This window comes from Streptomyces sp. NPDC056738 (assembly GCF_042790435.1).
Classification (GTDB): Bacteria; Actinomycetota; Actinomycetes; order Streptomycetales; family Streptomycetaceae; genus Streptomyces.
The window spans coordinates 202,081-223,311 of sequence record NZ_JBHTZF010000011.1 but is presented as its reverse complement, the minus strand read 5'-3'; the positions used below and the strand labels follow the sequence as shown (position 1 = coordinate 223,311).

Below are 21,231 nucleotides of genomic sequence, written 5' to 3'. Positions count from 1 at the left end.
ACGGGCCTCTTTCCTTGGTGGACTTCGTATGGTCGCTACATGACCGTTTTGGACGAGGCCGACACCGCGAGCTCCACGATCCCCTCAGACGAACCGACGGACGCGCGTGGCCGGGTGGCCGAGCTGCACGCCATCCGTGCGGAGGCGCTGCGGGGTCCCAGCGAGAAGGCGACCGAGGCGCAGCACGCCAAGGGCAAGCTGACCGCCCGGGAGCGCATCGAGCTGCTGCTCGACGCGGGCTCGTTCCAGGAGGTCGAGCAGCTCCGCCGGCACCGGGCGACCGGGTTCGGCCTGGAGGCCAAGAAGCCGTACACCGACGGTGTCATCACCGGCTGGGGCACGGTCGAGGGCCGCACGGTCTTCGTGTACGCCCATGACTTCCGCATCTTCGGCGGCGCCCTCGGGGAGGCCCACGCCACGAAGATCCACAAGATCATGGACATGGCCATCGCGGCCGGCGCGCCGCTGGTGTCCCTGAACGACGGCGCCGGCGCCCGTATCCAGGAGGGCGTCTCCGCCCTCGCCGGCTACGGCGGCATCTTCCAGCGCAACACCAAGGCCTCCGGGGTCATCCCGCAGATCTCCGTCATGCTCGGCCCGTGCGCCGGCGGCGCGGCCTACTCGCCCGCGCTGACGGACTTCGTCTTCATGGTCCGCGAGACCTCGCAGATGTTCATCACCGGACCGGACGTGGTCAAGGCGGTGACGGGCGAGGAGATCACCCAGAACGGTCTGGGCGGCGCCGACGTCCACGCGGAGACCTCCGGCGTCTGCCACTTCGCGTACGACGACGAGGAGACCTGCATCGCCGAGGTGCGCTACCTCCTGTCGATGCTCCCGCAGAACAACCGCGAGAACCCGCCGCGCGCGGAGTCCTCGGACCCGGCCGACCGCCGCAGCGAGGTGCTGCTGGACCTGGTCCCGGCCGACGGCAACCGTCCGTACGACATGACCAAGGTCATCGAGGAGCTCGTCGACGACGGCGACTACCTCGAGGTCCACGAGCGCTGGGCCCGCAACATCATCTGCGCGCTGGCCCGCCTCGACGGCCAGGTCGTCGGCATCGTCGCCAACCAGCCGCAGAGCCTGGCGGGCGTGCTCGACATCGAGGCGTCCGAAAAAGCTGCACGCTTTGTCCAGATGTGTGACGCTTTCAATATTCCGATCATCACGCTGCTGGACGTGCCCGGGTTCCTCCCGGGTGTCGACCAGGAGCACGGCGGGATCATCCGGCACGGCGCGAAGCTGCTCTACGCGTACTGCAACGCGACGGTGCCGCGTATCTCCCTCATCCTGCGCAAGGCGTACGGAGGTGCCTACATCGTCATGGACAGCCAGTCCATCGGGGCCGACCTCACCTACGCCTGGCCGACGAACGAGATCGCCGTGATGGGCGCCGAGGGCGCCGCCAACGTCATCTTCCGCCGCCAGATCGCCGACGCCGCCGATCCCGAGGCCATGCGGGTCCGCATGGTCAAGGAGTACAAGGCCGAGCTGATGCACCCGTACTACGCGGCCGAGCGCGGACTGGTGGACGACGTCATCGACCCCGCCGAGACCCGCGAGGTCCTGATCAAGTCGCTCGCGATGCTCCACACCAAGCACGCGGACCTGCCCTCGCGCAAGCACGGCAACCCCCCGCAGTAACCCGGCGGATCCTCCGCGGTACCCCCGCGGAAACCTCTCTCATGGAGACTGAAACCTATGAGCACCCCTGACATCCGCGTCGAGAAGGGCCACGCCGAGCCCGAGGAGGTCGCCGCCATCACGGCGATCCTCCTGGCCCGTGCCGCCTCCGCTCCCACTGATGCCGCTCCCTCCCACCGTCCGCACCGCAAGGCGGGCTGGCGCCGCCTGGAGCGGGAGCCCGGTTTCCGGGCGCCGCACAGCTGGCACTGAGATCCGACGCCGACAGCCCCGCCCTCCGACGGAGGGCGGGGCTGTGGTGTGTCCGAGGCCCGCGGACGCCCTCCACGGCCGACAGGAGCCTCCGCGGCCGGGGTTCGGGCACTCCCCGCCGCCGGCCCGCCCAACGGGGCCGTACGGGGCAGGAGTTCGGCCGGCGGCACGAGAACGGCCCCCGTTTCTCCGGGCGGAGGAACGGGGGCCGTCGTCGTACGGGCGGAGGCTGCTAGCGCAGGCGCGCCATGAGGGCGTGCTCGACCAGCGTGATGAGCGCCGACTTGGCGTCCGCGCGGTGACGGGCGTCCGTCGTGATGATCGGGGCGTCCGGGCCGATCTGAAGGGCCTCGCGGACTTCCTCGGGGTTGTACGGCTGGTTGCCGTCGAAGCCGTTGAGGGCGATGACGAACGGCAGGCCGCTGTTCTCGAAGTAGTCGACCGCGGGGAAGCAGTCGGCGAGACGCCGGGTGTCCACGAGGACGATCGCGCCGATGGCGCCGCGGACCAGGTCGTCCCACATGAACCAGAAGCGGTCCTGGCCCGGCGTACCGAAGAGGTACAGGATCAGGTCCTGGTCGAGGGTGATACGGCCGAAGTCCATGGCGACGGTCGTCGTCGTCTTGTCTCCGGTGTGCGTGAGGTCGTCGATGCCCGCCGAGGCGGACGTCATGACGGCCTCGGTGCGCAGCGGGTTGATCTCCGAGACGGCGCCGACGAACGTGGTCTTGCCCACGCCGAAGCCGCCCGCCACCACGATCTTCGCGGACGTGGTGGAGCGGGAAGGCCCTCCGCTAGAGCTTGCGAAGTCCACTGAGCACCCTTTCGAGCAAAGTCACGTCTGGCTGGCCGCCGGCGTTTTCGTCGCCGCCGGGCTGATGGATGGCGACCAGGCCTGCCTCCGCCAAGTCGGCGACGAGGATCCTGGCAACACCGAGAGGGATGGTCAGCAGGGCCGAGATCTCGGCCACCGACTTGATCTCCCGGCAGAGGTTGCAGATCCGCTGATGCTCGGGCAACTGGCCCTGCATCTGGTGCGGCTGCGCGGTGGTGTGCACCAGCGCCTCGATGGCGAGCTGGTAGCGGGGCCTGGTGCGGCCACCCGTCATGGCGTACGGACGCACCAGGGGGTTGTTCGCCGCACCGGCCGGCGACGCCTCGGGGGAGCGTCGCTGCGGCTGCACCGGCTGGATGCGCGGAGCCGACGGCTGGTCGTACGGAGACGGCCCGGGGCCCTGGGGACCCTGAGGCGCGTACGGCTGCCGTCGCTGGTGGGGTGCGGAGGGAGGAAAGTTGTACCGGTTCGGGTCGCCGGAACCGTCGCCCTGCCCCTGGCCGGGGCCGTACGACCAATTGCCCGAAGACGAACCGCCTGGGGGTGTTACCACTTTCTCTCCTCCTCCGACCGTGCCGGGCACCCAACGCTGGGACCGCGTCCCGAAACCTTACGGCCCCGGGACGACAATTCGCACCGTCTGTCTATTAGTTGAGAAGGCTGCCCTGGAGCTCCGCACGAAGATCCGGAGTCAGGACCGTGCCCGCACGGTCCACCAGAAGCGCCATCTCGTACCCAATGAGACCGATGTCCGCCTCAGGGTGTGCAAGTACTGCGAGTGAAGAACCGTCCGAAATGGACATGAGGAAGAGGAATCCTCGCTCCATCTCCACAACGGTCTGGTTCACGTGGCCGCCCTCGAAGATACGGGACGCGCCCGCGGTCAAGGAGGTCAGACCGGACGCGACGGCGGCGAGCTGGTCGGCGCGGTCGCGGGGAAAGCCTTCGGACATAGCCAGAAGGAGTCCATCGGCGGAGACCACCACTGTGTGCGACACACCGGGGGTGTTGTCCACGAAGTTGGTGATCAACCAGTTCAGGTTCTGTGCCGCCTGGCTCATCGGGCTCACACTAACGCTCCTGGTTGTAGGTGCTGTCAGAGCCGAAGCCCTGACCGTTCGTCTCAGTACCTGCACTGCGTCCCCGCTCGACACCGCGACGCAGGTTGCTCAGCCTGCCCCGGACGTCTTCGGGAGCACGGGAGACCTGGGGGCCTCCCTGGGGGGTCGATTCCGCGGTTCCCTCGACCAGGTTGGCCTTGGGCACCCGCCGCGGCAGACCGGACGAGGTGACCCCGCCCGCCTTGGGCTTCTTCAGCTGCTCGGCGCGCTGCCAGCGGTCGTCGTTCGACGACCGCCAGTCGTCGCCCGTGTTCCCGGAGGACATGGGCGCCGCCTGCTCCCTCGCCGGTTCCGCGGGGCGCCGGCCGTTGCCGGCGGGGGCGGGTCCGCGACGGGGGAGTCCCGAGTTGGTCATCGTGTGGGGGGCCGAAGAGGCCGGACCCGGACGACCAAAGCCTACGCTGTTCTGCTCGGCCGCGTCAGCGACCTGCGGAGATTCCGCTTGCGGAGCGTAGTCGGGCCGGTACCCGCCCTGGTAGCCACCCTGGTGCGTGTCCTGCTGCGGCCAGTCGTCCTGGTAGGACGGCTCACCGAAGCCCGACACCGTCTCCGGGGCGGAGCCACCCATTCCGGCGTGGTCCTGCCGGCCCGGCTCCGTGTAGGAGGGCTCAGGGTAGCCGCCGTTGGACGGGAAGTACGCCTCGTCGTACGCAGCCTGCTGCGGCTCCTCGTACGACGTCTGCTGGTCGTACGTGGTCTGCTGCTCCTCGTGCACACCCTGGGCGCCGTCGTACGCCGGGGCGCCGTCGAAGGACGGCTGTCCGTTGTCGTACGAGGGGCCGGCAGGGGCGTCGAAGGCGTCGGTGTAGCCCTGGGAGCCCTCGATGGCCTCCGGGCCCTGCGCCTGCGCCTCCAGGGCCGCACGGCGCTCCTCACGCATGAGCGAGCGGCCGACGGGGTCGAGGTCGCGGATGTCGTCCGGGACCTCGTAGCGGCTGTCGTCGAAACCGAGGTCCGCGGCGGTCAGCACGGGCTGCTGCTGCGCACCGAAGTTCTCGCCCGGGAACTGCTGCTGCTGGTGCTGCTGCTGCTCGGGAATGATCTGCGACACGGTGAACTCGTCGGTCATCGGCTGCTGCTCGCCACCGCCACCGTGGGTGATGGCGTCGGGGAGCATGACAAGGGACGTGGTGCCGGCCTGCTCGCCCGAGGGGCGGAGCTGGACGCGGATGCCGTGGCGGTCCGACAGACGGCCGACCACGAAGAGACCCATGCGCTGCGAGATCGCGGCGTCCACGGTCGGCGGGTTGGCCAGCTTGTGGTTGATGTCCGCGAAGTCCTCGGCGGTGAGGCCGATGCCCTTGTCGTGGATCTCGACCATGACGCGGCCGTCGGGGAGACGGGTCGCGGTGACACGGACCTTGGTCTGCGGGGAGGAGAACGTGGTCGCGTTCTCCAGGAGCTCGGCGAGCAGGTGCACGAGGTCGGTCACGGCGCGGCCGTGGATCTCGGCCTCCGGGACACCGGAGAGCTCGATGCGCTCGTACTGCTCCACCTCGGAGGAGGCGGCGCGCAGGACGTCGACCAGCGGGACCGGCTGGTCCCAGCGGCGTCCGGGCTCCTCGCCGGCGAGGACCAGGAGGTTCTCGCCGTTGCGGCGCATACGGGTCGCGAGGTGGTCCAGCCGGAAGAGGTTCTCGAGCTGGTCCGGGTCGGCCTCGTTGTTCTCCAGGTCGGTGATCAGGGTCAGCTGGCCCTCGATCAGCGACTGGTTGCGGCGCGAGAGGTTCGTGAAGATCGCGTTGATGTTGCCTCGCAGGAGGGCCTGCTCGGCGGCCAGTCGCACGGCCTCGCGGTGGACCTGGTCGAAGGCGCGGGCGACCTCGCCGATCTCGTCCGTGGTGTTGATCGGGATCGGCTGCACGCGGGTGTCGACCCGGCCGGGGTCGGTGCGCGAGAGCTGGTCGACCAGCATCGGCAGGCGCTGCTCGGCGACATTGAAGGCGGCGCTGCGGAGCTGGCGCATCGAGCGGCTCATCTGGCGGGCCACCATGCCGGCCAGGATGAACGCGGCGAGCAGGGCGACGACGACGATGGCACCGGTGATGAAGGCGTCGGTGCGGGCGGTGTTCGAGATGTCACCGGCCTCGGCCACGGCCTTGTCGGCGAGGTCGGACTCGATCTGGCGGTACGCGTCGTACTTGGCGGTGTTGACCGCCATCCAGTTCTGCGCGGTGACGCCCTTCGCGGCGAGCAGCGCACGGTCGCTCTCCAGCGTGGACCGGAGCCCCGAGAGCTCCTTGACCATCTCGTTGTCGCCGGTGGGCGGCGGAACGTAGGCCGGGTCGGCGGCGGCGGCTTCCTTGGCCTTCGCGGTCAGCTCGGACTTGATCTTCGCCGACGCCTCGTCGAGCTTGGCGCTGTCGGCCTCGGTGCCACCACCCTTGTACTCCTCGATGGCGATGCCCTCGAGGTAGGCGTACGAGGACAGGGCGACGCGCTGGCTGGCGAGGCCGCTGTTGCCGGGGCCCGGCTTGATCAGCAGGTGCAGACCGATGGACCGCTCCAGCGACAGCGCGGCCTTGGACAGCGAGATCGCGTAGACGGTACGGCCGTAGCTGGTGATGTTTCCGGTGCCCAGACCGAGCTCGTTGGCGAACTCCATCAGCGGGTGCTGGATCTGGAGGTAGCCCTCTTCGGTCTTCACGCCGGTCAGCGTGGTGGTGTACGCGAACTTCCGCAGCTTCTCGAGACCGGGCTCGACGTTGCGGAAGACCGCGAGACGGCGCTCCAGGCCCGGAGTCTTGGGCATGTCCTGGGCGGCCTCGTCGAAGGCGTCGGCGGCCAGGTCGGTCTCCCGGCGGACCTTGACGACGGTGGCGTCCTTGTCGCCCTTGCCGGACAGCAGGGGCGCGGCGCTGAGGTCGCGCTCTTCGAACAGCTTGTCGCCGTACGTCAGTGCCGCCTGCACGAGGCGGGCCGTCTTCTCGGCGTCCTGCGCTTCCTGCCAGGTGTCGATCGAGCCCTTCACCTGGAAGCCGCCCATGACGAGGCCGACCACCACGGGTATGAGCAGGATCGCGTTCAGCCTGGTCGGCACGCGCCAGTTGCGCGGGGAGAATCGGCTCCCGCTCGGCGCGGGCGCCGGCGTGGGCTCGGGGCCGGCGACTTGTGCGGGCGCCGCTCCGCGCGCCGGCGGGGTGAAGTTGCCCCGTGCCGACGGCTCGGGACCGTTCATGCTTCGCCTCACTCGACCAACAACCTCTCGGCGTCGGCACCTGCTGTGTGCCGCCGTATCTACCAGCGCCCTTGACTACTGGGCAGTTCAGCGCATTCCAGCACGCCAAGCAGCGCCATTCCAAACACTCGGAACGGGTGATTCCGAGTGGTGCCGGCCACAGATAAAACGGTCATAAAGAGCGAGCCCCGCCAAAAGACGGGGCTTTCATGAACGCAGGGGCATCGGGCGACCGCTATGCGTGTCGGGGCCGGCGAAATTCTCTGTCGAAACGTTATGAACACCGAGGCCGGCCGTGTCAAATGACACAGCCGGCTCCAATGCGTCTACGACAACTTCCATAGGGAGCCGTCTACTTGGCTGCTACCGCAGCCGTGCCATGAGGGCGTGCTCGACCAGCGTGATGAGAGCGCTCTTCGCATCTGCACGGTGTCGCGCGTCCGTCGTGATGATCGGGGCGTCCGGGCCGATCTGAAGAGCCTCGCGCACTTCCTCCGGGTTGTACGGCTGGTGACCGTCGAAGCCGTTGAGGGCGATGACGAACGGCAGGCCGCTGTTCTCGAAGTAGTCGACCGCGGGGAAGCAGTCGGCGAGACGCCGGGTGTCGACCAGGACGACGGCGCCGATGGCGCCGCGGACCAGGTCGTCCCACATGAACCAGAAGCGGTCCTGGCCCGGCGTACCGAAGAGGTACAGGATCAGGTCCTGGTCGAGGGTGATACGGCCGAAGTCCATGGCCACCGTGGTGGTGGTCTTGTCCCCGGTGTGGGTGAGGTCGTCGATGCCCGCCGAGGCGGAGGTCATGACGGCCTCGGTACGCAGGGGGTTGATCTCGGAGACGGCACCCACGAACGTGGTCTTGCCGACACCGAAACCACCCGCTACGACGATCTTCGCGGAGGTGGTCGCCCGGCCTCCGTCAGAGCTTGCGAAGTCCACTGAGCACCCTTTCGAGCAGTGTCACGTCCGGCGCGCCGCCGTTGTTCTCATCGCCGCCAGGCTGGTGAATGGCGACAAGTCCGGCCTCGGCGAGGTCCGCGACAAGGATCCTGGCCACGCCGAGCGGCATGCCCAGGAGGGCCGACACCTCGGCCACCGACTTCACTTCCCGGCACAGATGGCAGATGCGCTGGTGTTCGGGGAGCAGTCCCATCAGCTGGGCCGGATCGGCCGTGGTGCTGATCAGAGCTTCTATGGCCAGTTGGTACCGCGGCCTGGTCCGGCCGCCGGTCATCGCGTACGGACGTACCAGCGGCTGGTCGCCTTCATCCCCGTACGACTCGGCGTACGGATCATGAGAGGCGGGGGGCGGGGTCATGAATCCTCCGGGCGGGACAGCAAGTCGGTCAGTCGTGCCGTCTGTTGGGGCCGGTGGGGGGATTGTGGCGGCCGGACGGTGATTTCGTGCGGTGTCTGGATCCGGCGGCGGTCAGTGAAGCAGACTGCCTTGTAGTTCGGCACGCAGGTCCGGCGTGAGGACGGCGCCCGCACGGTCGACGAGCAGTGCCATCTCGTAGCCGACAAGGCCGATGTCGCACTCCGGGTGGGAGAGGACCGCGAGGGACGATCCGTCCGAAACCGACATCAGGAAGAGGAAACCGCGCTCCATCTCCACGACCGTCTGGGCCACCGAGCCGCCTTCGAAGATCCGGGAGGCCCCGGCAGTCAGCGAAGTGAGTCCGGAGGCGACGGCCGCCAGTTGGTCCGCGCGGTCGCGGGGGAAGCCTTCGGACATCGCCAGAAGGAGTCCGTCGGCGGACACGACGACGGTGTGGGACACCCCGGGGGTGTTGTCCACGAAGTTGGTGATCAACCAGTTGAGGTTCTGTGCCGCCTGGCTCATCGGGCTCAACTAACGCTCCTGCTGGTGAGTGGGGCTGGGGAAGCTGCCGGTCTGACCGTTACCGGCCTGTCGACCCTGCTGAATGCCCCTACGGAGATTGGTCAGCCGGCCGCGTACGTCATCGGGCGCACGCGAGACCTGCGGACCGCTTTGGTGCTGTTGCTGCTGTGCCGTGCCCGCGACGAGGTTGGCTCGCGGGACTCGACGCGGCAGGCCTGAGGTGGTGACCCCGCCTGCCGACGGCTTACGGGAACGCTCCGCCTGCTTGACGAGATCGTCGTTCGGAGAGCTGCGCCACGAGGTGGCGGCCGGTGCGGCTGCCGGCCGCTGCGGAACCGGGGGAGTCTGCGGCTGCTGGGGGGCGGCCTGTGCGTATCCCTGGGAGCCGTTGGTCGGGGACCCGTGGGACCCGTTGCTCTGGGCGGCACCGCCCGCGGGCGCACCGTCCGAGCCGTTCGCCTGACCGTGGAACCAGTTGGTCTCCAGCGTGTCGTACAGCGGTGTACGGCCGTCACCGGGGTTCGAGGCCGGGGGAAGCGCCTCGGGGGCCTGCGGACGGGCGGGGGCCTGTGGGGTGGCCGGCCGCTCGTACTGTCCGGTGGAGGATCCCTGGCCGTTGCCGTAGCCGGGTGCCGCGAACTGCCCGGTGGACGCGGGGTCCTGGGAAGGCGCGTAGCCCGGCTGGGCGAACTGGCCGGTGGACGACGGAGCCTGGGAGGCGCCGTAGCCCTGGGCGGCGAACTGCCCCGTTGCGGCCGGGTTCTGGCCGGCGGGGGACTGGTTGCCGTATCCGTACTGGCCGTTGTTCTGGCCGTTGTTCTGCGGCGCGCCCGCGCCGGGGCGCGGGGCGTCGAAGTCGGGACGGGCGAACTCCGCGGTGGAGGCGGGGCCCTGCCGGTCGTCGATGCGCGGCATGCGCGACGTGGCGTCGGGGTCCTCGTGACCACGCGGGGTGTCGAGCGAGGTCCGCGGAACCGGCGGCTGGGCGTTCTCGTCGCTCCAGCTCGGCGTGCGGGACCCGGTGTTGCCGCCGGGCAGCTCGGCGCGTGCGCCACCGCGGCCCGGAAGCTGCGGGCGACGACGGCCGCTCTTGCCGCCGGACGCCTTCGCGGGCGCCGCGGGGGCCTGGTTGCCGTCGCCGAAGGCGTTCTGGCCCGTCTGGCCGGTCTGACCCGTGCCGGAGCCGTTGCCGAAGGAGTTCTTGCGGCCGCCGGACGTGTCGCCGAAGGCGTTCTGGGAACCCGCTCCGTCGCCGAAGCCCTGCTGCTGCGAGCCGTTCTGGGCGGGGAAGCCCTGCTGCGGGCTCTGCCCGAAGGCGTTCGCGCCGGCGGGGGCCTGCCGGCCCTGCTGGCCCTGGCCGCCCTGCGGACCACGCGCTCCGCCGGAGGCACCCGGGCGAGAGCCCTGGCCCGTGCCGGGCAGCGCGGCCCGCGCACCCTGGCCGGAGCCGACCTGCCCGCGCTGCGGCGGGGCCCCGAGGGGACCGCCGGGAGCGGAGGGGGAGCCGGCACCGAGCGAGCCACCGCCCGAGCGACGGGCCGCGGCCACACCGGCCGAGGCCTGCGCGGCGGCGGGGCCGCCGCCGGCGGCACCCTGGCCGGGCTTGTTCGGCATGGGCTTCTTGCCGCCCTGGGCGACGTCCACCGGCAGCATGACCAGCGCGGTCGTACCACCGGAGTCGGACGGGCGGAGCTGGATGCGGATGCCGTGACGCTGGGACAGACGACCGACCACGAACAGACCCATGCGTCGGGAGACGGAGACGTCCACCGTGGGCGGAGCGGCGAGCCGCTCGTTGATCGCGGCCAGGTCCTCGGGGGACAGACCGATACCGGTGTCGTGGATCTCGATCAGCACGCGGCCGTCGGGCAGGGCGTGACCGGTGACCTTGACCTTGGTCTGCGGGGAGGAGAACGAGGTGGCGTTCTCCAGCAGCTCCGCGAGCAGGTGGACGAGGTCGTTGACGACGCGGCCGGCGACCTCGGTGCCGGGCACCGAGGCGAGCTCGATGCGCTCGTACTGCTCCACCTCGGACGCGGCGGCGCGGAGGACGTCGACCAGCGGGACCGGACGGGTCCAGCGACGGCCGGGCTCTTCACCGGCGAGGACGAGAAGGTTTTCGCCGTTACGGCGCATGCGGGTCGCGAGGTGGTCGAGCTTGAACAGCGAGGAGAGCTGGTCGGGGTCGGCCTCGCGCGACTCCAGCTCGGATATGAGCGAGAGCTGACGCTGGATGAGGCCCTGGGAACGGCGCGAGAGGTTGGTGAACATCGCGTTGACGTTGCCTCGCAGAAGGGCCTGCTCGGCGGCGAGGCGGACGGCCTCGCGGTGCACGTCGTCGAAGGCCGCGGCCACCTGGCCGATCTCGTCCCGGGAGTGCACACCGACGGATTCCACGGAGGTGTCGACGTCCTGCGGGTCCGACTCCGAGAGCTGCTTGACGAGCTCGGGCAGTCGGTCCTGGGCGACCCGGGTGGCGGTGTCCTGCAGGCGGCGCAGCGAGCGGATCATGGACCGGGCCACGACGAAGGCGCCGACGAGCGAGACACCGAGGACGAGCAGGATCAGGACACCGGAGATGATCGCTTCACTCTGCGACTGGTTACGCAGCTCACGGGCCTTCTGCTCCATCTCGCTGAGCAGCGTGGTCTCGATCTTCGACATCTGGTCGATCTTGGACGAGTCGTCGTCGAGCCAGTCCCTGTAGGACCGCTTGTTCTGCGTGCGCAGACCCTCGGGGTTGCTCAGCACGCGCTTGGCGTACTGGTCGGCCGACTTGATCGTCGGGTTGTCGCCCTCGATCGGCAGGAGGAGTTCCGTGCTGCCGGAGCCGTAGATGTTCTTGAAGGCCTGGTTCTCGGAGTCCTGGCTCTCCAGCGCGGACTGCGCGTACTGCTGGTCGTTCTTGGAGAGGGTTCCGAAGGTCGTCGGCCGCGTGGGGAGCGCGGCGGCGATGATGGCCCGCTGGACGGAGGCGTACTCCTTGGCGGCGGAGAACGATGCCAGCGCGCGGGTGCGCTGGATCATCTCCGGGTTGCTGGTCGCCTCGGCCATGTCCTGCGAGAGCGCGAGGAGCTCGGTGACCAGGCGGTGGTACGCGTCCACCGTCTGGGTCGCGTTCTGAGGGTCGTTGTAGGCGCTGCTGCGGATCGCGTTGAGCTTGTAGAGCTCGCTGACGACGCCGACGAGGCTGTCGTGCACGCCGGAGAGCTGGCCCTTGGCCGTGGCGTCGTCGACCTGCTGCGTGCCCTCGAGGAAGTGCTTCTTCGCCACGTCCGTGGCGTCGCGCACGGACTTGACCTCGTAGTCGTTGGACAGGGCGCCGTGGGCCAGCGGACCGGCCGACTCGTCGCGCTCCTTCTGGAGCGCGGCGGCGAGCTCGGTGGCCTGCTTGGTCATCTCGGTCAGCAGTCGCATGTTGTCGAGCTGCTGGATGTTGTCCATCGACTCGTTGATGCGGAGTGCACCCAGCGAGGTCGCTGCGACCACGGGGAGTGCGAGCAGCGAGACGAGTCGTGTCGAGATGCGCCAGTTCCGCAGGGCTACGCGCGAGCCGTGGCTCGGAGTGGCGCTCTGCGTGGCGTCGGTCGTGGTGGCGGGAGCCTTGGGCTTCGCGCCGGCGCGAGCGGAGTGTTCACCGCTGCCGCCGACCTCTGCCGGTCCCGGGTTCTGGGCGTGCTGGGGCGAGGAACCGCGGTCGGTCCCGCCGCGCGGCTCCGGCTCCGCCGAAGCGCTGCCATCCCTCTTGAAACGTCCCTGCACTAGCGTCGCAACCTCTGGACCAGGCGCCCCTCCGCTGGAACGGCGGGACGGTGTCGGCGTTGTACACGGACGCAGATGCGCCCTGTGTATGTGGTCTGAGTGACCGGCGCAGGTTCCCCCTTCCCGCCGCCACTCGGCGCTGAGTAGCGCCCCTGCGCGCCGGATCGTGAATCCGCGGCGGTTCGAGGAATTCCAGCACAGCCCAGGATCTCCAACAAGGCCCGTGTACCAGGCTGTGACCTTCGTGACAGGATGTGAGTGACAGGTCACGAGGTGTGCAAAGGGTTCTCGTACATACCGGGCATACGCCTACGAGCCATGGGGGTGCATACCCTGTCCCAGTCGCGATGATCAGGAGCGGAATGATTGGTTCAGTGGCGTAATGTCCCTTTGGTCGCACCGAGTTGAGGGTCTCGATTGACCGGTTTGCCCCTTGGTGAGTGAGGAAACTCACACACCGATCATGGCCTCTTCACGCCATCGCCAGGGAATTGAATGTTTAGCCTGACGCTTTACAGGCATGGCGAATCCGACAACCCGCGTCCATCTGGGGCTCTTTGACCCCGACCGGCGCCCAGGACGACAAGGTCGAGCAAAACGGTGAAGACGACGATGATGTTCCGCAACATTGCCAACCCGCGGCGCACGACGCTGGCGCACCTCGAGGACGCCGACGCCCTGCGCACGCCGGAGCTGCCGGAGCACGCCGTCGTCCTCCCGCTGCAGACGGCCAACCCCCGCCGCACCGTCCTGATGGACGCCCCGGTCGCGGTCGCCGCCGCGGAGTGACCCGGTGACCGGCCGAGGGCCGCGCCCCGCGCGGCCCGGCCGGTCGGGGACGGCCGCCCCTGGCCGAGGAAGCCGCCGTCCGGCCCCCGGACCGGCGCCCCGCCGCTCACCACCCCGGCGGATATACGCGAAGTCGGCAGCCCTTGCCGCGTTAGCCTGGAGCGTCAGACTCCAGCCAGCTCAGTGAGGGGCGCAAGGATCCCGTGCGCATCGCCAGATTCTCCATCGACGGCAACGTCGCTTTCGGCGCGGTCGAGGGCGACAAGCCGGACGAGCTCGTCCTCGACATCATCAAGGGCATCCCGTTCGCGGACTTCGAGCTCTCCGGTACGAAGGTCCCGCTGAACAAGGTCCGGCTGCTGCCGCCGGTGCTCCCGAACAAGGTCGTGGCCTACGGCCGCAACTACGCGGAGCACGCCAAGGAGCTCGGCAACGAGGTGCCCGAGGCCCCGTTCGCCTTCTTCAAGCCGTCGACCTCGGTGATCGGCCCCGGCGACCCGATCCAGTACCCCTCGTTCTCCAGCGAGCTGCACCACGAGGCCGAGCTCGCCGTCGTCATCGGCCGCATGTGCCGCGAGGTCCCGCGCGAGCGCGTGAAGGACGTCATCCTCGGCTACACCTGCGCCAACGACGTCACGGCCCGCGACGTGCAGAAGCGCGAGAAGCAGTGGGCCCGCGCCAAGGGCTTCGACAGCTCCTGCCCGCTCGGCCCCTGGGTGGAGACGGACCTCGACCCCGCCGACCTGACGATCCAGTGCACGGTCAACGGCCAGCAGCGCCAGCTCGGCCGCACCAGCGAGATGATCCACTCCATCGAGGACCTGATCGTCAACATCACCGAGGCCATGACGCTGCTCCCCGGCGACGTGATCCTCACCGGCACCCCGGCTGGGGTCGGCCCCCTGAACGTCGGCGACGAGGTCGCCGTCACCATCGAAGGCATCGGCACTCTCACCAACAAGGTGATCAAGCGTGGCTAACGTCCGTGTACGTTTCTGTCCCTCCCCGACCGGCAACCCCCACGTCGGGCTGGTCCGCACCGCCCTGTTCAACTGGGCGTTCGCCCGGCACAACGAGGGCACCCTGGTCTTCCGCATCGAGGACACCGACGCGGCCCGCGACTCCGAGGAGTCGTACGAGCAGCTCCTCGACGCGATGCGCTGGCTGGGCTTCGACTGGGACGAGGGCCCCGAGATCGGCGGCCCGCACGCGCCGTACCGCCAGTCGCAGCGCATGGACCTGTACGCGGACGTCGCCGCCAAGCTCCTGGACGCGGGCCACGCGTACCACTGCTACTGCTCCACCGAGGAGCTGGACACCCGCCGCGACGCCGCCCGCGCCGCCGGCAAGCCCTCCGGCTACGACGGCCACTGCCGCGACCTGTCCGCCGAGCAGAAGGCCGCCTACGAGGCCGAGGGCCGCAAGCCCATCGTCCGCTTCCGGATGCCCGACGAGGCGATCACCTTCGAGGACCTGGTCCGCGGCGAGATCACCTACCTCCCGGAGAACGTCCCGGACTACGGCATCGTCCGCGCCAACGGCGCGCCGCTGTACACGCTCGTCAACCCCGTCGACGACGCCCTGATGGAGATCACCCACGTCCTGCGCGGCGAGGACCTGCTCTCCTCCACCCCCCGGCAGATCGCCCTCTACAAGGCGCTGACCGAGCTGGGCATCGCCAAGGAGACCCCGGCCTTCGGCCACCTCCCGTACGTGATGGGCGAGGGCAACAAGAAGCTCTCCAAGCGCGACCCGGAGTCCTCGCTCAACCTCTACCGCGAGCGCGGCTTCCTCCCCGAGGGCCTGCTGAACTACCTCTCGCTGCTCGGCTGGTCGCTCGCCGCCGACCGCGACATCTTCTCCATCGACGAGATGGTCGCCGCGTTCGACGTCACCGACGTGAACCCGAACCCGGCCCGCTTCGACCTGAAGAAGTGCGAGGCGATCAACGCCGACCACATCCGCATGCTCGACGTGAAGGACTTCACCGAGCGCTGCGCCCCGTGGCTGCGCGCCCCGTTCGCCCCCTGGGCGCCGGAGGACTTCGACGAGGCGAAGTGGCAGGCGATCGCCCCGCACGCCCAGTCGCGGATGAAGGTGCTCTCCGAGATCACGGACAACGTCGACTTCCTGTTCCTGCCGGAGCCGGCCGTCGACGAGGCGTCCTGGACGAAGGCCATGAAGGAGGGCAGCGACGCCCTGCTCCGTACGGCCCGCGAGAAGCTGGAGGCGGCCGACTGGACCTCTCCGGAGTCCCTCAAGGAGGCCGTCCTGGCCGCCGGTGAGGAGCACGGCCTGAAGCTCGGCAAGGCCCAGGCCCCGGTCCGTGTCGCCGTCACCGGCCGCACGGTCGGCCTGCCGCTCTTCGAGTCCCTGGAGATCCTGGGCAAGGAGAAGACGCTGGCACGCGTCGACGCGGCCCTGGCGAAGCTGGCCGCCCAGCCCTGACGGGCAGAGGGCGGAAGAGGGGCGGCACCCGGTCCGGGTGCCGCCCCTCACGCATGTCCGGACCGGCGCCAAGGCGGTCGTGATCGGGCCGGCGCCCGGTGACGGTCGTCACGCGGACCCGGGCCGGGCGCGGTCGCCGCGTGAACCGCCGCCGGGTGGCCGTCGTCACACGGACCGGTGCCACGTGGTGGTCGTCACGGCGGGGGTTCCGGTCCTCGCCGTCGCGGATGACCGCCGCCCGCGGGACAGCCGCCCGTCCCCGGCGATACCGTCGGGCCATGGGCATCGACGCCGTGGTCTGGGACATCGACGACACGCTCTTCGACTACACGAGCGCCGACAGGGCGGGCATGCGGGACCATCTCGCGGCCGAGGGACTGCTCGACGGCGGTACGAGCGTCGAACAGGCCCTCACGCGCTGGCGGGAGATCACCGACGCCCAGTGGGCGAGGTACGCGGCCGGTGAGACGGACTGGCAGGGCCAGCGGCGGGACCGCGTCCGGGTGTTCCTGGGGGAGTCGCTGAGCGACACCGAGGCCGACGCGTGGTTCGACCGGTACATCACGCACTACGAGGGCGCCTGGGCGCTGTTCCCCGACGTCCTGCCCGCCCTCGACGCGCTCGCCTCCGGCCACCGGCACGCGGTGCTGTCCAACTCCAGCCTCCTCGTGCAGGACCGCAAGCTGCGCGTCCTCGGTGTGCACGACCGCTTCGAGGCCATCCTGTGCGCCGCCGAGCTCGGCGTCTCCAAACCCGCGGCGGCCGCCTTCCACGCGGCCTGCGACGCCCTCGGGCTGCCGCCCGGCCGCGTCGCCTACGTCGGGGACCATCCGGAGATCGACGGACGCGGCGCCGCCGACGCCGGTCTGCTCTCGGTGTGGATCGACCGCGGCGGCGCCGGTGCCGCCGGCACCGCCGGACGAAGGGGTCCGCATCGGATCGGATCGCTCGCCGAGTTGCCCGCGATCCTCGCCGCCGATACCCGTTTTGGAGCGCCGTCCACCTTCGGGTAATGTTCTTTCTGCGCCGCCGGGAGCGGGCCGAAAGGCCGGAGCTCGGAGGCGCTCGCTAAAACAAGATCCCCACGCGGGGTTGAGTTTCAGTGGCCTATGGTGTAATTGGCAGCACGACGGTTTCTGGTTCCGTTAGTCTTGGTTCGAGTCCAGGTAGGCCAGCTCGCAGAGCTCATCTGCACCGCGGAGATCCAGATCCGCAAAGCCCCCGTTGTGTAGCGGCCTAGCACGCTGCCCTCTCACGGCAGTAGCGCCGGTTCGAATCCGGTCGGGGGTACAGATCCTTCCCAGGGAGGCAGTTCGGGTCGCACCCGCTGCCCCTCATGCAGGATCGCTAGGGCCCCCGTTGTGTAGCGGCCTAGCACGCCGCCCTCTCAAGGCGGTAGCGCCGGTTCGAATCCGGTCGGGGGTACTGACCAACTGGTCTCGACCAATGGTCTAAACCACCATGGGCTATGGTGTAATTGGCAACACTACGGTTTCTGGTACCGTCATTCTAGGTTCGAGTCCTGGTAGCCCAGCTCCGAATCTGCGGAAACGCAGGATTCAGGCCCCCGTTGTGTAGCGGCCTAGCACGCCGCCCTCTCAAGGCGGTAGCGCCGGTTCGAATCCGGTCGGGGGTACACGGTCCGCAAGGGTCTCCACTTCGGTGGGGGCCCTTTCGGCGTTCGGCGATCAACTCGTGCCACCTCGCCATGAGTTGGATCACCCCGGAGACGAGGCACGGGGTGCACCGGGCCCGAGGGCCGGTACACCCCGTGTACGGGACGGTGTGCATCGGGGAGAGCCTGCCGCGGCGTTGAGGCCGGCTCTCCCGTCGCACGCGGGAGCGGAGCGGAGGTCAGCCCGTGCGGCGCAGGGCCTCGGAGAGACGTCCGGCGGCGTCGATGACGGCCTGGGCGTGCATGCGGCCCGGGTGCCGGGTCAGGCGCTCGATCGGCCCGGAGACCGAGACGGCGGCCACGACGCGGTTCGAGGGGCCGCGGACCGGCGCGGAGACGGACGCCACGCCCGGCTCGCGCTCGCCGATCGACTGGGCCCAGCCCCGGCGCCGTACCCCCGACAGCGCGGTGGCGGTGAAGCGGGCGCCCTGGAGGCCGCGGTGCAGCCGCTCCGGCTCCTCCCAGGCCATCAGGATCTGGGCGGAGGAACCGGCCTTCATGGTGAGGGTGGAGCCCACCGGCACCGTGTCCCGCAGACCGGACAGCCGCTCGGCCGCGGCGACGCAGATGCGCATGTCGCCCTGGCGGCGGTAGAGCTGCGCGCTCTCGCCCGTGATGTCCCGGAGGTGGGTGAGCACCGGGCCCGCCGTCGCGAGGAGGCGGTCCTCGCCGGCGGCCGCGGCCAGCTCGGCGAGCCGGGGCCCGAGGATGAAACGGCCCTGCATGTCGCGCGCCACCATGCGGTGGTGTTCAAGTGCCACGGCGAGGCGATGTGCCGTGGGTCGTGCCAGTCCGGTCGCCGCGACCAAGCCTGCGAGGGTGGCCGGACCGGACTCCAGAGCGCTCAGGACAAGGGCTGCCTTGTCCAGAACGCCGACGCCGCTACTGTTGTCCATGAAACGATACTCGCGTCTCACTCTGTGAAACGCAAGTTCAATTTCCGGTGAAACGCGCCACCCTGGTAGGCACAGCGGCCCGCGGACCAACGGGTCCGGCGGACGACGTCCGGCACTAGGGGTGCGGACGTCCACCGCCCCGGAAATCTCTAGTTGGGCCGGCGCCACACGAGCCGGCCGGAGGGAAAGCGATGGGTAGGACACTCGCGGAGAAGGTCTGGGACGACCACGTCGTCCGGCGCGCCGAGGGCGAGCCCGACCTCCTCTTCATCGATCTGCACCTGCTGCACGAGGTGACCAGCCCGCAGGCCTTCGACGGCCTGCGCCAGGCGGGCCGTCCGGTGCGGCGCCTCGACCTCACCATCGCGACCGAGGATCACAACACCCCGACCCTCGACATCGACAAGCCCATCGCGGACCCGGTCTCGCGCGTCCAGCTCGAGACGCTGCGCAAGAACGCCGCCGAGTTCGGCGTGCGGCTGCACTCCCTGGGCGACGTCGAGCAGGGCGTGGTGCACGTGGTGGGGCCGCAGCTCGGTCTGACCCAGCCGGGCACCACGGTGGTCTGCGGCGACTCGCACACCTCCACGCACGGCGCGTTCGGCGCCCTGGCGTTCGGCATCGGCACCTCTCAGGTGGAGCACGTGCTGGCCACCCAGACGCTGCCGCTGGCCCGGCCCAAGACCATGGCCATCACCGTCGAGGGCGAGCTGCCCGACGGCGTCACCGCGAAGGACCTGATCCTGGCGATCATCGCCAAGATCGGTACGGGCGGCGGCCAGGGCTACATCCTGGAATACCGCGGCTCCGCCATCGAGAAGCTCTCGATGGAGGCCCGCATGACCATCTGCAACATGTCGATCGAGGCCGGCGCCCGCGCGGGCATGATCGCCCCCGACGAGACGACCTTCGCCTACCTCAAGGGCCGCGCCCACGCGCCCGAGGGTGAGGACTGGGACGCCGCCGTCGCGTACTGGAAGACGCTGAAGTCCGACGACGACGCCGCATTCGACACGGAGGTCGTCATCGACGCCGCCTCCCTGTCGCCGTTCGTCACCTGGGGCACCAACCCCGGCCAGGGAGCGCCGCTTTCGGCGAACGTCCCCGACCCGGCTTCGTACGAAGACGCTTCGGAGCGCCTGGCAGCCGAAAAGGCCCTGGAATACATGGGGTTGACCGCCGGACAGCCGCTGCGCGACATCAAGGTCGACACCGTCTTCGTAGGTTCGTGCACCAACGGCCGCATCGAGGACCTGCGCGCGGCCGCCGCGATCGTCGAGGGCCGCAAAGTCGCCGACGGCGTACGGATGCTGGTCGTCCCCGGTTCCGCGCGGGTCGGACTCCAGGCCGTCTCCGAGGGCCTGGACGTGGTCTTCAAGGAGGCCGGCGCCGAATGGCGGCACGCGGGCTGCTCGATGTGTCTGGGCATGAACCCCGACCAGCTCGCCCCCGGTGAGCGCTCCGCGTCCACCTCCAACCGCAACTTCGAGGGCAGGCAGGGCAAGGGCGGCCGTACGCACCTGGTCTCCCCGCAGGTCGCCGCCGCCTCGGCGGTCCTCGGCCACCTGGCCTCCCCGGCCGACCTGTCCGACGCCCCCGTGCCCGCTGGAGTCTGAGAGTCATGGAAGCATTCACCAAGCACACCGGCCGGGCCGTCCCGCTGCGCCGCAGCAACGTCGACACCGACCAGATCATCCCCGCGCACTGGCTCAAGAAGGTGACCCGGGACGGCTTCGAGGACGGTCTCTTCGAGGCCTGGCGCAAGGACGCCTCCTTCGTCCTCAACCAGCCGGAGCGCCAGGGCGCCACGGTTCTGGTCGCGGGCCCCGACTTCGGTACGGGCTCCTCCCGCGAGCACGCCGTCTGGGCGCTGCAGAACTACGGCTTCAAGGCCGTCATCTCCTCCCGGTTCGCCGACATCTTCCGCGGCAACTCGCTCAAGAACGGCCTGCTCACGGTGGTTCTGGACCAGAAGATCGTGGACGCCCTGCAGGAGCTGTCCGAGCGGGACCCGCAGGCGGAGATCACGGTCGACCTGGAGGCCCGCGAGGTGCGCGCCGAGGGCGTCACCGCCGCCTTCGAGCTCGACGAGAACGCCCGCTGGCGGCTGCTGAACGGGCTGGACGACATCTCCATCACCCTCCAGAACGAGGGCGACATCGCGGCGTACGAGGCCAAGCGGCCCTCGCACAAGCCGAAGACGCTCCAGGTCTGACCCCCGGGCCGGGCCACGGCCCGGCCCGACTCATTTCAGCCACGCAACACCCCTCTGTACCCCCAATCGTGGACGGTTGGGGGTACAGCCGTTTCCGCCTCCGGACGGCCCCCGCGGGCCCCCACGAGGGCGGTCAACTCCCTTAGTTACAAGGCGGGTTGTCTGGGTAGGCGGCTACCTGGGCGACTTCCGGCCAAGGGGGTCAGGAGGCTGCCGGGGGGCGGCAGTTACCCCCTGCGCAGGCGACAACTCGCCCCAGATGGCACAATCTGTGCATGGAACGTGACGGCCAACTCGAGCTCTACATGGCGGTCGCGGCCCAACTCAAGGAAGCGCACACAACAGTGCGCGCACTGCAAGTCCCGGAGGGCGTACGGATGGCGCTGACCCGGAAGCTGCTGGTCATTACGGCCGCGGCCAAACATGATCTCGCCGACGCGGCAAGGCGGCTGGAGCGGTTCACCAGCGACCTCGACGAGGGCCGATTCCTCGAAGGGGATCACTGACGAACTGCGCTGCGGCCCGAGTTCGTTGCGGCACAAGGGTGATTAGCCCGTTTCGTGTTTGATT

At 69.6% G+C, this 21,231-nt stretch carries 18 protein-coding genes and 5 tRNA genes; 14 read left to right on the top strand and 9 right to left on the bottom strand.

The annotated features are described in order from the left end of the window. Window positions 1–39 precede the first annotated feature (39 nt). Entirely contained in the window at window positions 40–1,647 is a 1,608-nt protein-coding gene (locus tag ACFRIC_RS27840) for an acyl-CoA carboxylase subunit beta (protein WP_382790936.1), read from the top strand. Window positions 1,648–1,704: 57 nt separating this feature from the next. After that, a complete protein-coding gene (locus tag ACFRIC_RS27835; protein ID WP_351868759.1) occupies window positions 1,705–1,899 on the top strand; it encodes an acyl-CoA carboxylase subunit epsilon in 195 nt (64 codons plus the stop codon). 232 nt (window positions 1,900–2,131) lie between these two features. Here the strand turns inward: ACFRIC_RS27835 and ACFRIC_RS27830 are convergent, their stop codons facing one another. The 8 genes from ACFRIC_RS27830 to ACFRIC_RS27795 all read right to left on the bottom strand — a co-directional run bounded on the left by ACFRIC_RS27830 (window position 2,132) and on the right by ACFRIC_RS27795 (window position 12,638). Beyond that, complete coding sequence (locus ACFRIC_RS27830) at window positions 2,132–2,713, bottom strand: ATP/GTP-binding protein (RefSeq protein WP_103554950.1); 582 nt, start codon at window positions 2,711–2,713, stop codon at window positions 2,132–2,134. Further along, window positions 2,694–3,287: a DUF742 domain-containing protein gene (locus tag ACFRIC_RS27825; protein ID WP_382790932.1), complete on the bottom strand. Its 594-nt coding sequence runs from the start codon at window positions 3,285–3,287 to the stop codon at window positions 2,694–2,696. Before ACFRIC_RS27825 ends, ACFRIC_RS27830 begins: the two co-directional genes overlap by 20 nt. Before the next feature lie 94 nt (window positions 3,288–3,381). After that, window positions 3,382–3,795 (bottom strand): roadblock/LC7 domain-containing protein, encoded by a 414-nt coding sequence (locus tag ACFRIC_RS27820; RefSeq protein ID WP_037625176.1) that lies wholly within the window; start codon window positions 3,793–3,795, stop codon window positions 3,382–3,384. 10 nt (window positions 3,796–3,805) lie between these two features. Beyond that, window positions 3,806–7,045, bottom strand: a complete 3,240-nt coding sequence (locus tag ACFRIC_RS27815) for a nitrate- and nitrite sensing domain-containing protein (RefSeq protein WP_382790928.1) — start codon at window positions 7,043–7,045, stop codon at window positions 3,806–3,808. A 351-nt stretch (window positions 7,046–7,396) separates the two neighbouring features. Then, entirely contained in the window at window positions 7,397–7,972 is a 576-nt protein-coding gene (locus tag ACFRIC_RS27810; RefSeq protein ID WP_028802395.1) for an ATP/GTP-binding protein, read from the bottom strand. After that, window positions 7,953–8,351 (bottom strand): DUF742 domain-containing protein, encoded by a 399-nt coding sequence (locus ACFRIC_RS27805; RefSeq protein ID WP_103548533.1) that lies wholly within the window; start codon window positions 8,349–8,351, stop codon window positions 7,953–7,955. The genes ACFRIC_RS27810 and ACFRIC_RS27805 overlap by 20 nt, the downstream gene beginning before the upstream one ends. A gap of 111 nt (window positions 8,352–8,462) precedes the next feature. Next, window positions 8,463–8,876, bottom strand: coding sequence for a roadblock/LC7 domain-containing protein (locus tag ACFRIC_RS27800; protein ID WP_037624995.1), 414 nt, complete (start codon window positions 8,874–8,876; stop codon window positions 8,463–8,465). Between the two features lie 9 nt (window positions 8,877–8,885). Further along, window positions 8,886–12,638 carry a nitrate- and nitrite sensing domain-containing protein gene (locus ACFRIC_RS27795; RefSeq protein WP_382790925.1) on the bottom strand — a complete coding sequence of 1,251 codons (3,753 nt, stop codon included), beginning with the start codon at window positions 12,636–12,638 and terminating at the stop codon, window positions 8,886–8,888. A 600-nt stretch (window positions 12,639–13,238) separates the two neighbouring features. Between ACFRIC_RS27795 and ACFRIC_RS27790 the strand changes: the two genes are divergently transcribed. The 9 genes from ACFRIC_RS27790 (at window position 13,239) to ACFRIC_RS27750 (ending at window position 17,511) form a co-directional block, all read left to right on the top strand. Beyond that, window positions 13,239–13,427, top strand: a complete 189-nt coding sequence (locus ACFRIC_RS27790; protein ID WP_361683213.1) for a hypothetical protein — start codon at window positions 13,239–13,241, stop codon at window positions 13,425–13,427. A 203-nt stretch (window positions 13,428–13,630) separates the two neighbouring features. After that, window positions 13,631–14,407, top strand: a complete 777-nt coding sequence (locus ACFRIC_RS27785; protein ID WP_382790922.1) for a fumarylacetoacetate hydrolase family protein — start codon at window positions 13,631–13,633, stop codon at window positions 14,405–14,407. Beyond that, window positions 14,400–15,875, top strand: coding sequence for a glutamate--tRNA ligase (gene gltX, locus ACFRIC_RS27780; protein ID WP_382790919.1), 1,476 nt, complete (start codon window positions 14,400–14,402; stop codon window positions 15,873–15,875). Before ACFRIC_RS27785 ends, gltX begins: the two co-directional genes overlap by 8 nt. Before the next feature lie 278 nt (window positions 15,876–16,153). Beyond that, window positions 16,154–16,888 (top strand): HAD family hydrolase, encoded by a 735-nt coding sequence (locus ACFRIC_RS27775; protein ID WP_382790916.1) that lies wholly within the window; start codon window positions 16,154–16,156, stop codon window positions 16,886–16,888. A gap of 90 nt (window positions 16,889–16,978) precedes the next feature. Next, window positions 16,979–17,050 (top strand) — tRNA-Gln (locus ACFRIC_RS27770). A 42-nt stretch (window positions 17,051–17,092) separates the two neighbouring features. Further along, window positions 17,093–17,165, top strand: a tRNA-Glu gene (locus ACFRIC_RS27765). A 62-nt stretch (window positions 17,166–17,227) separates the two neighbouring features. After that, window positions 17,228–17,300: transfer RNA gene (locus ACFRIC_RS27760), tRNA-Glu, on the top strand. 37 nt (window positions 17,301–17,337) lie between these two features. After that, window positions 17,338–17,409, top strand: a tRNA-Gln gene (locus ACFRIC_RS27755). 29 nt (window positions 17,410–17,438) lie between these two features. Further along, window positions 17,439–17,511, top strand: a tRNA-Glu gene (locus ACFRIC_RS27750). Window positions 17,512–17,729: 218 nt separating this feature from the next. Here the strand turns inward: ACFRIC_RS27750 and ndgR are convergent. Further along, complete coding sequence (gene ndgR / locus ACFRIC_RS27745) at window positions 17,730–18,446, bottom strand: IclR family transcriptional regulator NdgR (RefSeq protein WP_028806673.1); 717 nt, start codon at window positions 18,444–18,446, stop codon at window positions 17,730–17,732. A 191-nt stretch (window positions 18,447–18,637) separates the two neighbouring features. On the opposite strand from ndgR, the gene leuC reads away from it, so the two are divergent. The 3 genes from leuC to ACFRIC_RS27730 all read left to right on the top strand — a co-directional run bounded on the left by leuC (window position 18,638) and on the right by ACFRIC_RS27730 (window position 21,167). Beyond that, window positions 18,638–20,062, top strand: coding sequence for a 3-isopropylmalate dehydratase large subunit (gene leuC / locus ACFRIC_RS27740; protein ID WP_382790914.1), 1,425 nt, complete (start codon window positions 18,638–18,640; stop codon window positions 20,060–20,062). A gap of 5 nt (window positions 20,063–20,067) precedes the next feature. Continuing rightward, a complete protein-coding gene (leuD, locus tag ACFRIC_RS27735) occupies window positions 20,068–20,661 on the top strand; it encodes a 3-isopropylmalate dehydratase small subunit (protein WP_382790910.1) in 594 nt (197 codons plus the stop codon). Window positions 20,662–20,936: 275 nt separating this feature from the next. Next, a complete protein-coding gene (locus ACFRIC_RS27730; protein WP_355766602.1) occupies window positions 20,937–21,167 on the top strand; it encodes a hypothetical protein in 231 nt (76 codons plus the stop codon). The last annotated feature ends 64 nt before the right edge of the window (window positions 21,168–21,231 follow it).